The following is a 13,776-nucleotide window of genomic DNA, read 5'->3' as shown; positions in this document are numbered from 1 at the left end:
CCCATCGACGGTCTTACACCCGCCGAACGGAGCGCGACAGCGCGCGTGTGACGGCCTGACGACGCAGCCTTCTTCTCCCTGAACGTCATCCCGCGACTTGTTCGCGGGACCCATGAACACGGGAGAGCGTGGCGATCTGCAGCGTCAGCGTCGCGGGCTACCCAGCGATCTCGGAGTGTATGGGTCCCGCGAACAAGTCGCGGGATGACGTTCATTTGGGTTGCCGTCGCGCGTCACTTCACGTCGACCGGATAGACCACCGGCAGGACCAGCGCCGTCGGGTGGGCCTCGTCCATGTAGATGGTGTTCACCGCGACGCGGGGCCTGGCCTTGCCGCCGGCGGGCTCGCCGGTGTTGGGGTTCACCTCGAAGCGGGGCGCGTTGGACGAGGAGATGTGCAGCGCGATGCGGTGGCCCTTCTCGAAGGTCAGCGCCGTGGGCCACAGGTCGATCTCGAACTTCTCGGGCGCGCCGGGGGTCATCATGCGGATGTCCTGCGGCATCCGGCCATTGCGGAAGCGGGCGCGGATCGGGGCGTCGAGCATCAGGGCCTCGTAGCCGTCGGGATAGACATCCACCAGCTTGGCGACGAAGTCGGTGTCGGGGCCGTCGGTCGAGGCCCAGAGCTCCACCTTCACCGGCCCGGCGATCGCCACGTCCTTGTCGAGCGGCGGGGTCGAGAAGCGCAGGTAGTCCTGGCGCTGGCCGATCTGGCGCTGGTCTTCCGGGCCGCGCTCGAAGGTGAGGTTGGCGCCGCCGAAGGTCGGGACCGGATTGGCCGGGTCGAAGCGGTAGGACGCCTTCTTCTCGTCGGCGGCCGGGGCCTTGGTGGCGAGGCCGTCGCCGCCGGTCGGGTAGTAGCGCACCTCGCGGTAGGCCGGGGGCCAGTTGGCGGAGGTCAGCATCCGGTTCTTCGGCGAATAGGCGTCCTTCTTCGCACTCGCCATCATGAAGTACTGGACCGGCGGCTCGGCCATGATCCCGTTGTCCTGGCCCTTCAGCCAGTGGTCGAACCAGCGGATCTCCTGGTCGCCGCCGAGCACCAGGCGGTCGGAGCCCGGATAGGCCAGGTCGCCCGACAGGTTCCCATGGCCGAACGGCCCCATGAGCAGTTTCTGGTTCCCCCGTGCGCCGGGCGCGCCCTGGTTCTGCAGGTACTCGAAGTTGTCGACGCTGCCGCCGTTGAAGATGTCGTACCAGCCGCCGACGTTGTAGATCGGGATCCGGATGAACTTGCGGTTCTCGGCCAGCGAGGCGCGCCGCCAGAACACGTCGTCGGCCGAGCGGGCGCGGCCGCGGTCGATCACGTCCTCGGCGACGCCCTGCTGGCGCAGCCAGCCGGACCCGTCCTTCTCCTTCTGGACTCCGCCGGGGAAGCTGTAGGCGAGCATGTCGGCCGGGGCGACGACGACATAGGCCGCCTTCAGATGCGGCGGCGCCGCGACGGCGGCGAGGTTGGAGGTGATGCCCAGCGCCGAGCCGCCGGTCATGCCGACCTTGCCGTCGGACCAGGCTTGCGTCCCGGCCCATTCGACCGCGTCGTAGCCGTCCTCGATATCGGTCTCGAAGGCGGAATAGAAGCCCTGCGAGCGGCCCTTGCCGCGCACGTCCTGGACGACGAACACATAGCCGGCGTCGGTGTAACGCCTGGCCTGGGCGGCCAGGCGCTTGCGGTTCTCCTCGCCCTTGGGGTCGGCCTTCGGGTCGATGCGGCCGTCCTTGAGGTACGGCGTGCGCGTCAGCACCACCGGCCAGGGGCCCTTCCCTTCGGGCTTGAAGACGTTGGCCGCGAGGCGCACGCCGTCGCGCAGCGTCATCGTCTCCTCGACTGCGCCCGGCGGCAGGCCCGGCCATGGCGCGGGCTTCCCGGCGGCGGGCGCCGCGGCGGCGCGGCGCTGGGCGGCGGCCGGATCGGCGGCCGTGGTCAGGAGAAGCGCCGCCGCCCCGGCGAGCGCCAGCTTACGCCAGCTCATCATGTGCTCCGTTCCCTCCGCGGGTCTTCGCGCCCGCATGTCAGCCCTGTTGCGGCCATCTAAGCACGGCTTTGGCCGAGTGTCGTTTTCCGCGTCGTCATCCCGCTTCCGCCACGGGCGGAGGCCGGGATGACGACGGTGGTCGGAGCGGTGACCTGAGGGCAAGCTTCCCCGCCGCGGGCGCGGTTGCTAGCAATGCCGCAAAGGGGCGGACGACGCGCCCCGCGAGGAAACCGGCGGGCCCATGAACGACGACCCCATCAAGCTCCTGATCGACATCGCGCGCGTGCATGGCCGCGACCGCGGCGACCGGGTGGCGGTGCATTTCGAGGGCCGCGACCTGACCTACGCCGAACTGGACCGCCGCTCGGACCGGGTGGCCGGCATGCTGCAGAAGCTGGGCGTGAAGCCGGGCGACCGGGTGGCGTGGCTCGGGCGGCCGTCCGAGGCCTGGTACGAGATCTTCTTCGGCGTCGCCAAGGCGCGCGCCTGCCTCGCGCCGATCAACTCGCGGCTGGCCGTGCCCGAGATCGCCTTCATCCTGCAGGATTCCGGCGCCGACGTGTTCTTCGTCACGCCCGAGTTCTATTCCGCGGCCGAGGCGGTGCTGAGCCAGGTGGACCGCGAGATCCTGGCCATCGGCGTGGGCGGCCCGGCCCCGGCCTTCATGAGCTACGCCGACCTGCGCGACGCCGCGCCGGCGCCCGTGCTGGACGAGCCCGCGGCCGACGACGACGTGCTGCAGCTCTACACCTCGGGCACGACGGGCCTGCCGAAGGGCGTGCGGCTCTCCAACGCCAACTACACGGCGTTCCTGGGCCTGCGGCACCTGGTGGAGGGCTTCTCCTACGAGGCCGACGACACGGTGCTGATCCTGATGCCGATGTTCCACGTAGCCGGCACGAACATCAGCTTCTCCGGCATGGCCGCCGGCGGGCGCGTCGTGCTGCAGGCCGAGTTCGCGCCGCAGAACGTGCTCACCGCCTTCGGCGCCGAGCGGGTGAACCACGTCTTCCTGGCGCCGGTGATGATCAACGCGCTGTTGCAGACGCCGGGCGTCGGGAACGCCGACTTCTCCAGCCTGAAGACCGTGAGCTACGGCGCCTCGCCGATCTCGGAGGCGGTGCTGGCCAGGGCGACCGAGGTGTTCGGCTGCGGGTTCATCCAGTTCTACGGCATGACCGAGACCACCGGCGCGGGGACGACGCTGGCGCCCGCAGATCACCGGGGCGAACTGCTGCGGTCCTGCGGGCGGCCCTGGGCGACGCTGGAGACCCGCATCGCCGACGAGGACGGCAATACCCTGCCGGCCGGCGAGATCGGCGAGATCGAGATCCGCGGGCCGATCGTGATGGCGGGCTACTGGAACCGCCCGGAGGCCACCGCCGAGACCATCCGGCCCGACGGCTGGCTGCGCACCGGCGACGCCGGATTCATGGACGAGGACGGCTTCTTCTTCGTCCACGACCGGGTGAAGGACATGATCGTGTCGGGCGGCGAGAACGTCTATCCGGCCGAGGTGGAGAACGCGATCCTGGGCTGTCCGGGCGTGGCCGACGCCGCCGTCATCGGGGTGCCAGACGACAGGTGGGGCGAGGCCGTGAAGGCGATCGTCGTGCCCGTGGCCGGGGCGGCTCCGGCGCCCGAAGACGTGATCGCCTGGGCCCGCCAGCGCATCGCCGGCTACAAGGCCCCCAAGAGCGTCGACTTCATCGACGCCCTGCCCCGCAACCCGTCCGGCAAGGTGCTGCGGCGCGAGCTGCGCAAGCCGTACTGGGAAGGCCGCGACCGGAAAGTGGGGTGACCATTCATCCCTCCCCTGAAGGGGAGGGGTGACGGCGCCTTAGGCCGACGCCGCCGCGCTGGGCCGCGCCTTCACGCGTTCGAACCAGTCGACCACCTTCCTGTTGGCCGGGTCGATCGGCTGGCCGACGACGGCGCCGAAGTCCATGAACGAGAACAGGAGGATGTCGGCCAGGGTGAAGCGGTCGCCGGCGATCCACGGGCCCTTCATGTTGGCCTCGAGCCACTGGACGCCGTCCTGCGCGACGGCCTTCAGGCCGGCGGACGCCTCGGGCAGGCAGCGCAGGCGGTCCTTGAACATCGGCAGGCCCTCGCCGAAGCGGAAGCCGTTGGCCATCGGCTCGCACACCTTCAGGTCGACGCGGCGGGTCCACATGCGCGTGGCGGCGCGCTCCTCGGCGTTCGTCCCGACCAGCGGCGGGCTCGGGTATTTCTCCTCGAGGTACTCGCAGATGGCGGTGATCTCGGCGACGCCGTCGCCGTTGTCGAGTTCGAGGCAGGGCGTCTGGCCGGAGGGGTTCACCGACAGGTAGGGCTCCTGGCGGTTCTCGGCGGCGCGCAGGTCGACTTCGGCGCGGGGCAGGTCGATCCCCTTCTCGGCCATGAACATCTTCACGACCCGCGGATTGGGCCCGATCGAGGTGTAGAGCTTCACTGCAAGTCCCCTTCCCTGTTCCCGTTTTTGCCAAGCGTGGCCGGATCACGATGTTCGGCCTGGGCTGGAATCACTCGCCCGATGGGCGTATACCGTGGCGTCATGCAAGAGCGCAGTTTCCGCAAGGATCTGACGGGCTCGGACGAGAGCCTCGACGATTTCCTGTCGCGCCTCAAGGGACAGCTCTCGCGGCCCAAGGCGCGCCCCGGCCGGTATCCGCCGCCAGACGACGGGTACTTCGTCACCAACCGCCGCCCGCTGGGCGGCGCGGGCGGCGCCGAGGCGCCGTTGCCGGTCGAGCGCCCCGCGGCGGACTGCTTCGCGTACTGAGGCGGGCTGCTCCTATCCCCCTCCGAACGTCATCCCCCGGCTTGTCCGGGGGATCCATTGTTCTGTGAGCCGCAGGACGAGCGCGGCGGCGACGCTGCGAATCCGGCCTCGAGTCACAGCCCAGTGGGTCCCCCGGACAAGCCGGGGGATGACGTTCATGAATGGCTACCGCGCGATCAGCTTCTGCACCGTGAAGTTCGAGGCCATGACGCAGTGCGCCTGGCCGTGGGGCGCGCCGATGCTCGCGGGCTTGCCGACGCCGGGCGCATAGAACCACTCGCCCCTGTCGGTCTTCACGCTGAGCAGGCCCGGGCCGGTGAACTGGCAGACCGCGTAGGTGTCGGTGCTCCAGCCGCCGCCGTAGCGCAGCGTCGAACAGTCCATGTGGCCGAACTGGCGGCCGACGACGACGCCCTCGTAGAGGGTGGTCTTGAATTTCCTGAGCCGCTGGGCCTCGAACTGGGCGCGGGTGATCTCGGGGCACGGCGGCCCCTCGACGGCGGCCTCCCTGGCCCGCCCCAGGGCGAAGTCGCGCTGGCGCAGGTAGCTGCCGCCGTAGAGCCAGGCGGCGAAGCCCAGGAACACCAGCGCGAAGCCCGCGATGGCGAGCTTCTGGCCGTTGGTGAGCCGGCGGCGGCGGGCGGGGGTCACGCCGGCTTCCGCGCGGTCGCCATCACGCACGTCGCCACCCCGCCGCGGGTGGAGACGGTGGCCGGGACACCGGGTCCGGGCCGGAACCGCCACTCGCCCCTGGCGGTGCGGATGCGCAGGTCGCTGGGGCGGTCGAACTGGCAGACCGGATAGTTCTCGTCGCCCCTACCGCCGTCGACGTAGATGGTGGCGCACTCGATCTCGCCCTTGGCCCGCTCGAAGCTGACCTCGCCGTAGTCCGAGCGGCGCAGGCCGCGCGGGGCGGCCAGCAGTTCGGCCTCGCTGACCTGCGGGCACGGCGGGCCGGCGATGGCCCAGGCCTTGGCGTCGTCGATCCGGCCCTGGTGGATCCTGACGTAGCGCACCGTCAGGCTGCCGACGACGAGGAGCGCGATCGCCCCCAGGATCGTCGGCCCCACCCATTTCTGCTTCGAGGCGGCCATCACGCGAACTCCGAACTGCCTGTGCAGGACGGAGCAAATTTACAGACGTACGTCAAGCGGTCAGGCCGCGAGCTTCTCCGGGACCTTCACCGCCTGGCCCTCGCGGTTGGTGAAGCGCAGCACGCCGTCCTCCAGCTTGGCGTAGCGCAGGCTCATGAGGTCCAGGGCGTAGTTCTGGTTCAGCTTCCACGGGACCTTGTTCCCCTGCTTGGGGAACTTCGCCATCGCGCGCCGGACGTAACCGGACGAGAAGTCGAGCCACGGCTCGAAAGTCACGGTCGGGTCGTCGTTCGTGGCCATCGCCTGGCGCTGGCCGGTCCGCTTCATGTGGTTCAGCACGCGGCAGACGTATTCGCACGTCAAGTCGCACTTCAGGGTCCACGAGGCGTTGGTGTAGCCGAAGGCCGAGGCCATGTTCGGCACGCCCTCGTACATCATGCCCTTGTAGCTGAGCGTCTGCGACGCATCGACCTTGCGGCCGTCGACGCTGACCTCGATGCCGTTCCAGACCTCCAGCACCAGGCCGGTCGCGGAGACGACTACGTCGGCCTCCAGCTCCTGGCCCGACGTCAGGCGGATGCCCGTCTCGGTGAAGGTCTCGATGTGGTCGGTGACCACGGAGGCGCGGCCGGCCTTGATCTCGTTGAACATGTCGGCGTCGGGCACCAGGCAGAGGCGCTGGTCCCAGGGGTTGTAGCTGGGCGTGAAGTGGCGATCGACGTCGTAGTCGGGGCCGAGCTGCTCGCGCACCATCTTGATGATGTTGGCCTTCACCGCCTCGGGCTTCTTGCGCGCCAGGTTGAAGAACCACATGCCGCCCAGGACGTTGCGCCAGCGCACGATGTCGTAGGCCAGCTTGCCCGGCAGCCGGGCGCGCAGCCAGTTGGCCATGGCGTCCTCGGCCGGCCGGCTGACCACATAGGTCGGCGAGCGCTGCAGCATGGTGACGTGGCCGGCGGTCCTGGCCATCTCGGGGACCAGCGTCACCGCCGTCGCGCCCGAGCCGATCACCACGACCTTCTTGCCCGCATAGTCGAGGTCCTGGGGCCACTTCTGCGGGTGGACCAGCGCGCCCTTGAAGCGGTCGACGCCCGGGAACTCGGGCGTGTAGCCGCCCTCGTACGAGTAGTAGCCGCCGCACAGGAACAGGAAGTTGCAGGTGAAGCGCTTCACGGCGCCCGCCGCCTCGGCCTCGACGGTCCAGCAGGCGTCCTGCGTCGACCAGGACACGCGCTTCACCAGGTGGTTGTAGCGGATCTGCCGGTCGATGCCGTTCTCGGACGCCGTCTGGCGCACGTAGTTCAGGATCGACGGGCCGTCGGCGATGGCCTTGGCCTCGGTCCACGGCTTGAAGGCGTAGCCCAGGGTGTACATGTCCGAGTCCGAGCGGATGCCCGGATAGCGGAACAGGTCCCAGGTGCCGCCGATGGCGTCGCGGCCTTCCAGGATCACGTAGCTGCGGTCGGGGCACGCGGTCTTCAGGTGGTAGCCCGCGCCGACGCCCGAGAGCCCCGCCCCCACGATCACCACGTCGAAGTGCTCGATCGCCATGCTGGTCCCCCGCCCCGTCGTTGTTCGCATCGGTATAACTGAACGCCGATAAGTCACCAAGCGGCGTCAGCCTCGCAGGTGGGCCCTCTCGTTCAGGCCGAGCACGCTTCGCTGGCCGGTGCGGGCGCACATGTAGCGGTGGATCGAGGTGTAGTCGGGTTCGAAGAAGAGGCGCGCGGGCATCCCCAGGACGTGGGCGGTCCAGACATTGATGACCCCCCCGTGGCAGAAGACGGCGACGCGACGGCCCTGGTTGGCCTCGATGATCGCCTCGAGCGTGTCGACCACCGGCCGCTGGAACGCGGTGATGTCGACCCCGAGCTCGCCGGTCGCCATCGCGAGCCAGGCCTCGTAGTTCTCGCGCTTCAGCACCTCGGTGGGGATGTAGGCCCCGGTGTCGCGGTCGAACTCGCAGATGCCGTCATGGCAACTGACCTCGAAGGCGCGCTGCGCCGCGAACGGCTCGGCCGTCTGGCGGGCGCGCAGCATGGTCGAGGCATAGACCGCGTCGATCTTCTCGTGGGCGAGCCAGGCGGCCACACGCCGGGCCTGGTCGTGTCCCGCTTCGCTGAGCGGCGGATCGGCGGTGTCGTCGCGCCGCTCCGGCAGGCCGTGGCGTACGAGGATCAGTTCCATTCGGCGCAGCCCTCGACGCCGCCGGCCACCGGCGTCCGCCTCCCGGCGACGCGGGCGTCCTTCACCAAGTCCGGGTCCCGGTTCCGCATGATTCCTCCCATTTCTCCGGCCCGACCTTCTCAGGCCGACGTGCGGGGAGGCAAGGCGCATGAAGAAGGCCCCGGCGCGAACCGGGGCCTTCCATCATCGACAGGCGACCGGCCCGGTCAGGCCGCCGCGAAAGCCCGGCGACGGCGCAGCATCGCGCCCGTCGCGCCGAAGCCCATGATCATCAGCGCCCAGGCGCCCGGTTCCGGCACGGGGGGGATCACCGTGCCGTCGCCCTGCGAGGTGAACCAGCCGACGGTGTGGTTGTCGGACTCGTAGCCGGCGGTCCCGGGGGCCTGACGGAAGACGATACGGTCGAACGTCCCCTCGTTCAGGTAGAAGTTCACGAATGCATAGGGCTCGCCACTATTGGCGGTGGGATTGTACGGGTTGCCGTAATAGGCCGAGTTGCCGCTCACGATGCTGATGAGGTTCTCCGGGGTGAAGGCGCCGAGCGAGTTGGCGCCGTTGAAGAACTCCACGGTGTTGCCGGCGTCCAGCGCCGAGAGCCAGTAGCCGAAGTAGTTGATGCCGCTCCCGCCCGTCTGCGTGAACGTGATCGTGTACGACCTGTCGGGCGAGTTCAGGCCGACGACGGCATACTGGCCCTCGTAGCCGGGGCCGCCGGCGCCGCCGTACTGGTCGGCGCGTATGACGTTCACGCCGCTGTAGTCGCCGACGATCACGTTGCTTCCGTCGCCGCCGCCGAAATCGGACGGGAAGTCCGCGAAGCCCAGAGCCCGCGCGTCGAAGGTCTCCACACCCACGTAGTCGAACGTGGCGGTGGTGTTCACCACGCCCGGCGCCTCGACCCTGACGGTGAAGTCGCTGCTCAGGTTGGCGTTCGCCGGGCCGGCCACCATGGCCAGCGCACCGGTCGCGGCCAGGGCCGCGAGATGCTTGTTCATAGGAGTTCCCCCACTCTCGTAGTTCCTATCCGTCAACTATCCACACAAGGCATCGCCGGCAAGTCTCCGCCCGCTCATGTGACAAATTTCCGCAGATACAGATGGGAACACCGGGGTTCTGGCGCCCGTAATACAGACATGAATGCAACCGGACGTATGTATTCTATTCCTGATAGAAACGACGATCGCGCATAAACCGGAATCCTGTTTTCCACTATATTCGCCTCCGAGGCGAATGGCGCGATTTTCTTCTTTATAGTCTTGGACCTGCTCTTCCACGGGCCGGCGATCCCGAACGCAGGCGGCGTTCGCCCTGGGGCTGCATCAAGGGCATGACCGCGGCATGCGGCGCGAGAGGCGGGGGGATGGCGGGCGCTTCGATGACGTCGCATCGACGCAGCCGCCGCGGCCTCGGTCGAGGTCCCCCTCAACCGACGCGGGAGAGCAGACGGCCCTCGGAGGCCGGGGGCAGGCCGCGAGCCAGGCTCTTGCTGAAAGAACTACGCCCATCCGCGCTCGGTGGCTTGCCGCCCGAAGCCCCGAAGGGGCGTAGGGTGGCGGTGGACGCAGTGCTCCGCGAACTTTTCTCTGTTTTTCCCTGTTCCATAGTTTTCTAGGGGCCGCACATGCGCGCCCAAGCCGCTGCGCTCTCAACAACGCGCGGAGAATGCTGCACTTTTGGTACGAATCACACCAGCCGGGGCGTTTCAAGAACAGGGAAACGGCGTGCTCAGAACAGGGAAACCGTTCCCCGAAAACAGGGAAGCTTAAGCCTGTCCCGCTTCCAGCGCATCTATGGTCGATACGGCATCCATCAGCTGTTCCCGTAATCGAATGAGGAACATGCCGCCGGGCGCGTGTACCCTGTGGGCCAGCGTCAGCACTATCTCGAACACCGCATCGGAATGCTGCATCAGCACGATCAGGTTCTCACCTCGAGGACCGTTCCTGGCATCCATCCAGTTTCTGATCGTCCTCTCGTTCGCCCTCGTAAGCCGGGCGATCTGCTTCATCGACGACGGCGTGGAACCAAAGTCCGCTCGGAGCGCCTCGGCCAACGCGCCGACAATCCGCTGCCCATCATAGCTGTCGCCGTCCGGAAAAGATTTTCCGGAGTTGGACCGAAATTTTCGGTCGTTCTCGGTAAAAGACATTCCGCTACTCCATCCTTTAGGCTCGCGCCTTTCAAAGGCCGCTCCCACAAGGAGTTGGGTATTGGCGATGGCTGCGGCAGAAGTGGGAGAGAAAAGCGGGGCGAAGCTGCCAAGCATCCGTGCGGCGCAGTACGTCCGCATGTCCACGGAACATCAGAAGTACTCGACAGAGAACCAGGCAGACGCGATCGCCCAGTACGCCGCGCGGCGCGGATTTGAGATCGTTCGGACCTACGAGGATTCCGGGAAGAGCGGCCTGACGCTTGATGGGCGGCAATCGCTTAAGCAGCTGCTCAGCGATGTGCGCGGAGGTCGCGCGGATTTCACCGCGATCCTGGTCTACGACATTAGCCGGTGGGGCCGTTTCCAAGACGCTGACGAGGGCGCCTACTACGAGTTCGTCTGTCGCGAGGCTGGCATCAGCGTCCACTACTGCGCTGAGCAGTTCGACAATGACGGGAGCGTCAGCGCGACGATCTTTAAGAGCGTCAAGCGCGCGATGGCGGGCGAATACAGCCGCGAGCTCTCGGTCAAAGTCTTTGCCGGGCAGTGCAGGCTTATTCGGCTCGGCTACCGACAAGGCGGGCCCGCGGGCTATGGCCTGCGACGACAACTGGTCGACGAGCATGGCGCCGCAAAAGGCGAACTTAGCCGAGGCGAGCACAAGAGCCTGCAGACCGACCGCGTGGTCCTGGCGCCGGGGCCACCGAACGAGGTCGAGGTCGTTCGCCGCCTCTATCGCATGTTCGTCGTTCAACGTCGGACGGAGCGCGAGATCGCCGCCGCACTAAACGCTGAAGGGCTGACCACGGACCTCGGCCGCCCCTGGACGCGCGGCGTCGTCCACCAGGTGCTGACGAACGAAAAGTACGTCGGCAACAACGTCTACAATCGCGTTTCCAACAAGCTGAAGGCGAAGCGCGTCACAAATCTTCCGGAGATGTGGATACGCGCAGATGGAGTCTTTCAGGCGATCGTGGAGCCTGACTTTTTCGAAGCGGCCCAGCGGATCATCCAGGATCGGAGCCGGCGCTTCAGTGATCAGGATCTGCTGGATCGGCTCTCCGCCCTGCTGGCGGAAAAGGGATGGCTGTCCGGCCTCGTCATCGACGAGGTCGAGGACATGCCGTCTAGCTCCACCTTCCGCCAGCGCTTTGGCAGCTTACTCCGCGCCTACGAGCTGGTCGGCTACAGCCCCTCCCGAGACTACCGATACATCGAAACAAACCGGGCGCTCCGGGCGCTGCATCCCGAGGTCGTGGCGCAGGTGATCGGCGAGATCGAAGCGGCCGGAGGCGTCGTGCGCCGCGATCCCATCAGCGATCTGCTGACTATCAATGATGAGTTCTCCGCCTCGCTGGTGATTGTCCGATGCGGCCAGACGGCCGCCGGCTCCAATCGTTGGAAGATCAGGCTCGACACGGGTCTGTGTCCGGACATCACCGTCGTCGCGCGCATGAGCGCCACGAACGAAGCCATACAGGACTACTACCTCCTGCCCTGGTTGGACGTCGGCGCAACACCCAGCCTCAAGCTTGCGCCTGACAACGGTGTCCTTCTCGACGCGTATCGGTTCGATGCACTCGATCCGTTCATGGACCTCGTCCGACGCATGCCTCTGCGAGCAGCCGCATGATCACTCCTCCACCCGAAATCCTCATGGTCCCGGTCGACGCCATCACCGTCATCAACCCGCGCGTCCGCAATAAGCGGATCTTCCAGGAGCTGGTGACAAGCATTGCCCATCTTGGTCTGAAGAAGCCAATCACGGTCAGCCAACGACCAGGACGGTCACGATATGATCTCGTCTGTGGCCAGGGCCGGCTGGAGGCGTTCATCGCTCTGGGGCAAGCGCTCATCCCGGCCATCGTCGTGGACGCCGCCGAGGAAGACTGCTTCGTAATGAGCCTGGTTGAGAACCTGGCGCGCCGACAGCACACGCCGCTCGAACTTGTCCGCTCGATCGGGGCGCTGCGGGAGCGGGGTTACAGTCATTCCGAGATCGCGGCAAAGGTCGACTTCAGCGCCGAGTACGTCGGCGCGATCTGCTTCCTGCTCGAGAATGGCGAAGAGAAGCTCATCAACGCGGTCGAGCGGGGCGTCATTCCGCACACCATCGCCATGGAGATCGCACGCGCCAAGGAAGGCGAAGTCCAGCAGGCGCTCGCCCAGGCCTACGAAGAGAAGGCGATCCCCGGTAACCAGGTGCTGGCTATCCGTCAGATCATTGAGCAGCGAAATACGAGCGGCAAAGCCATGCACAGCCGTGGATGGCGAAATCGGAAGAGCCAGCCGGTGAGTTCCGAGGCGCTAATCCGCGCCTATCAGAAAGAAACTGAGCGTCAAAAGCTCCTGGTAAAGCGCGCCTCCCTGGCCCGTAGCCGCCTGATGTTCGCCTCCAACGCTCTGCGCCGTCTTCTGGAAGATGATCACTTCGTGGCGCTAATGCGCGCGGAAGGCATCCAGAGCGTGCCGCGCGCGCTTGCCGAACGCATGGAAGCTGGAAGCGCCTGATGGCTGACGACGTCAAAATCGCCTTCGAGCAGCAGGTCCTGGTCCTGCCGCTCCGCGACATCCTTCCCTCCAAGATGCTGGCGCCGGGCCTGAAGGAGGGTGTGAAATACAAACGTATCGCCGCGTCGGTCGCGAGCGTCGGTCTTGTCGAACCTTTGGTCGTCACTCGGCAGGTGAACGGGACCTATCTGCTCCTTGATGGTCATGTGCGCTTGAGCGCGCTACGCGATCAGGCCTCGACGGAGGCCCGTTGCGTTGTCGCCGATGACGACGAGGGCTTCACATACAATAAGCGCGTCAATCGCCTGGCCACGATCCAGGAGCACTACATGATCGTCCGCGCGCTCGATCGCGGGGTTTCGGAGGCCAAGCTGGCGCGTGCCCTGAACGTAGACGTGAAGGTGATCCGCCAGCGTCGCAGCCTGCTTGCCGGGATCGCGCCCGAGGTCGTCGATCTCCTGAAGGACAAGCCGGTCGGCCACCACGCGTTTCAGAAGCTGCGGAAGATGAAGCCTATTCGGCAGCTGGAGGTCGCGGAGCTGATGGTCTCGGCGAACAATTACAGCGCCAACTACGCCAAGGCGCTTCTGGCAACGACAAAGCCGGCGGATCTTCATCGCCCAGACGAGCTTCGCAAAGCCACCGGCCTGTCAGCGGAACAGATGGCTCGGCTTGAGCGCGAGATGGCCGCTATCAGCGAGGACTATAAGGAGCTGGAGAGCGCCTACGGTGACGACATGCTGGTGCTCGTCGTCGCCGCAGGGTTCCTGGAAAGGCTGCTGTCCAAACCGGAGATCGAGCGCTTTCTTACCGGACGCTATCCGGAGTTCGTCGAGACGTTTCGAAGCATTGTTCAGGCTGCGTCGCTCGATCAGCCAGCCGTCGCCGCCTGACGTCTGTGGGGACCGGGACCCGTAAGCGCCGGGGCCATCGGAGAAGCCGTCGTGTGGGGCGGATCAAGGATGGTGGTGGGAATGGCGGCGAACCCGTTCGGAGCCCACCAGGCCGGTCGCCATAGGGCCGGCCGGCCGGCCCGTTTGGGGCCGGTGACGGCGCCGTCAAAGGAACAGC

General features: G+C 67.0%; 13 protein-coding genes. 5 read left to right on the top strand and 8 right to left on the bottom strand.

Going from position 1 to position 13,776, the window contains the following annotated elements:
* Positions 1-233 precede the first annotated feature (233 nt).
* Positions 234-1,973: a CocE/NonD family hydrolase gene (locus KF737_RS06300; protein WP_296451676.1), complete on the bottom strand. Its 1,740-nt coding sequence runs from the start codon at positions 1,971-1,973 to the stop codon at positions 234-236.
* Positions 1,974-2,217: 244 nt separating this feature from the next.
* Between KF737_RS06300 and KF737_RS06295 the strand changes: the two genes are divergently transcribed.
* On the top strand, positions 2,218-3,777 hold the full coding sequence (locus KF737_RS06295; RefSeq protein ID WP_296451675.1) for a long-chain-fatty-acid--CoA ligase: 1,560 nt from the start codon (positions 2,218-2,220) through the stop codon (positions 3,775-3,777).
* Positions 3,778-3,816: 39 nt separating this feature from the next.
* On the opposite strand, the gene KF737_RS06290 is transcribed toward KF737_RS06295, so the two are convergent.
* Positions 3,817-4,431: a glutathione S-transferase family protein gene (locus KF737_RS06290; protein ID WP_296451674.1), complete on the bottom strand. Its 615-nt coding sequence runs from the start codon at positions 4,429-4,431 to the stop codon at positions 3,817-3,819.
* A gap of 102 nt (positions 4,432-4,533) precedes the next feature.
* Between KF737_RS06290 and KF737_RS06285 the strand changes: the two genes are divergently transcribed.
* Positions 4,534-4,761 carry a hypothetical protein gene (locus KF737_RS06285; RefSeq protein ID WP_296451673.1) on the top strand — a complete coding sequence of 76 codons (228 nt, stop codon included), beginning with the start codon at positions 4,534-4,536 and terminating at the stop codon, positions 4,759-4,761.
* 165 nt (positions 4,762-4,926) lie between these two features.
* Here the strand turns inward: KF737_RS06285 and KF737_RS06280 are convergent, their stop codons facing one another.
* The 6 genes from KF737_RS06280 to KF737_RS06255 all read right to left on the bottom strand — a co-directional run bounded on the left by KF737_RS06280 (position 4,927) and on the right by KF737_RS06255 (position 10,191).
* Entirely contained in the window at positions 4,927-5,442 is a 516-nt protein-coding gene (locus KF737_RS06280; RefSeq protein WP_296451672.1) for a hypothetical protein, read from the bottom strand.
* Positions 5,409-5,855, bottom strand: coding sequence for a hypothetical protein (locus tag KF737_RS06275; RefSeq protein ID WP_296451671.1), 447 nt, complete (start codon positions 5,853-5,855; stop codon positions 5,409-5,411). Before KF737_RS06275 ends, KF737_RS06280 begins: the two co-directional genes overlap by 34 nt.
* Before the next feature lie 60 nt (positions 5,856-5,915).
* A complete protein-coding gene (locus KF737_RS06270; protein WP_296451670.1) occupies positions 5,916-7,406 on the bottom strand; it encodes an NAD(P)/FAD-dependent oxidoreductase in 1,491 nt (496 codons plus the stop codon).
* Positions 7,407-7,472: 66 nt separating this feature from the next.
* Entirely contained in the window at positions 7,473-8,042 is a 570-nt protein-coding gene (locus tag KF737_RS06265) for a histidine phosphatase family protein (RefSeq protein ID WP_296451669.1), read from the bottom strand.
* A 206-nt stretch (positions 8,043-8,248) separates the two neighbouring features.
* Positions 8,249-9,037 carry a PEPxxWA-CTERM sorting domain-containing protein gene (locus tag KF737_RS06260; protein WP_296451668.1) on the bottom strand — a complete coding sequence of 263 codons (789 nt, stop codon included), beginning with the start codon at positions 9,035-9,037 and terminating at the stop codon, positions 8,249-8,251.
* A gap of 767 nt (positions 9,038-9,804) precedes the next feature.
* Positions 9,805-10,191 carry a hypothetical protein gene (locus KF737_RS06255; RefSeq protein WP_296451667.1) on the bottom strand — a complete coding sequence of 129 codons (387 nt, stop codon included), beginning with the start codon at positions 10,189-10,191 and terminating at the stop codon, positions 9,805-9,807.
* Positions 10,192-10,258: 67 nt separating this feature from the next.
* Between KF737_RS06255 and KF737_RS06250 the strand changes: the two genes are divergently transcribed.
* From KF737_RS06250 to KF737_RS06240, 3 genes are read left to right on the top strand one after another with little or no spacing between them, the layout of a single operon-like run.
* Positions 10,259-11,827, top strand: a complete 1,569-nt coding sequence (locus KF737_RS06250; RefSeq protein ID WP_296451738.1) for a recombinase family protein — start codon at positions 10,259-10,261, stop codon at positions 11,825-11,827.
* A gap of 23 nt (positions 11,828-11,850) precedes the next feature.
* Positions 11,851-12,705: a plasmid partitioning protein RepB C-terminal domain-containing protein gene (locus KF737_RS06245; RefSeq protein ID WP_296451665.1), complete on the top strand. Its 855-nt coding sequence runs from the start codon at positions 11,851-11,853 to the stop codon at positions 12,703-12,705.
* On the top strand, positions 12,705-13,598 hold the full coding sequence (locus KF737_RS06240; RefSeq protein WP_296451662.1) for a plasmid partitioning protein RepB C-terminal domain-containing protein: 894 nt from the start codon (positions 12,705-12,707) through the stop codon (positions 13,596-13,598). The genes KF737_RS06245 and KF737_RS06240 overlap by 1 nt, the downstream gene beginning before the upstream one ends.
* The last annotated feature ends 178 nt before the right edge of the window (positions 13,599-13,776 follow it).

Origin of the sequence: Phenylobacterium sp. (assembly GCF_019636135.1) — a bacterium.
In the GTDB taxonomy this organism is placed as follows: Bacteria; Pseudomonadota; Alphaproteobacteria; order Caulobacterales; family Caulobacteraceae; genus Phenylobacterium.
The sequence above is the reverse complement of the archived record's forward strand: the minus strand, read 5'-3'. Positions and strand labels throughout refer to the sequence as shown.

Coding starts and splice junctions, on each gene's coding strand:
- KF737_RS06265 (WP_296451669.1), bottom strand. CDS start 8,042: ATGGAACTGATCCTCGTACGCCACGGCCTGCCGGAGCGGCGCGACGAC.
- KF737_RS06250 (WP_296451738.1), top strand. CDS start 10,259: ATGGCTGCGGCAGAAGTGGGAGAGAAAAGCGGGGCGAAGCTGCCAAGC.
- KF737_RS06260 (WP_296451668.1), bottom strand. CDS start 9,037: ATGAACAAGCATCTCGCGGCCCTGGCCGCGACCGGTGCGCTGGCCATG.
- KF737_RS06255 (WP_296451667.1), bottom strand. CDS start 10,191: ATGTCTTTTACCGAGAACGACCGAAAATTTCGGTCCAACTCCGGAAAA.
- KF737_RS06300 (WP_296451676.1), bottom strand. CDS start 1,973: ATGAGCTGGCGTAAGCTGGCGCTCGCCGGGGCGGCGGCGCTTCTCCTG.
- KF737_RS06270 (WP_296451670.1), bottom strand. CDS start 7,406: ATGGCGATCGAGCACTTCGACGTGGTGATCGTGGGGGCGGGGCTCTCG.
- KF737_RS06240 (WP_296451662.1), top strand. CDS start 12,705: ATGGCTGACGACGTCAAAATCGCCTTCGAGCAGCAGGTCCTGGTCCTG.
- KF737_RS06295 (WP_296451675.1), top strand. CDS start 2,218: ATGAACGACGACCCCATCAAGCTCCTGATCGACATCGCGCGCGTGCAT.
- KF737_RS06275 (WP_296451671.1), bottom strand. CDS start 5,855: ATGGCCGCCTCGAAGCAGAAATGGGTGGGGCCGACGATCCTGGGGGCG.
- KF737_RS06285 (WP_296451673.1), top strand. CDS start 4,534: ATGCAAGAGCGCAGTTTCCGCAAGGATCTGACGGGCTCGGACGAGAGC.
- KF737_RS06245 (WP_296451665.1), top strand. CDS start 11,851: ATGGTCCCGGTCGACGCCATCACCGTCATCAACCCGCGCGTCCGCAAT.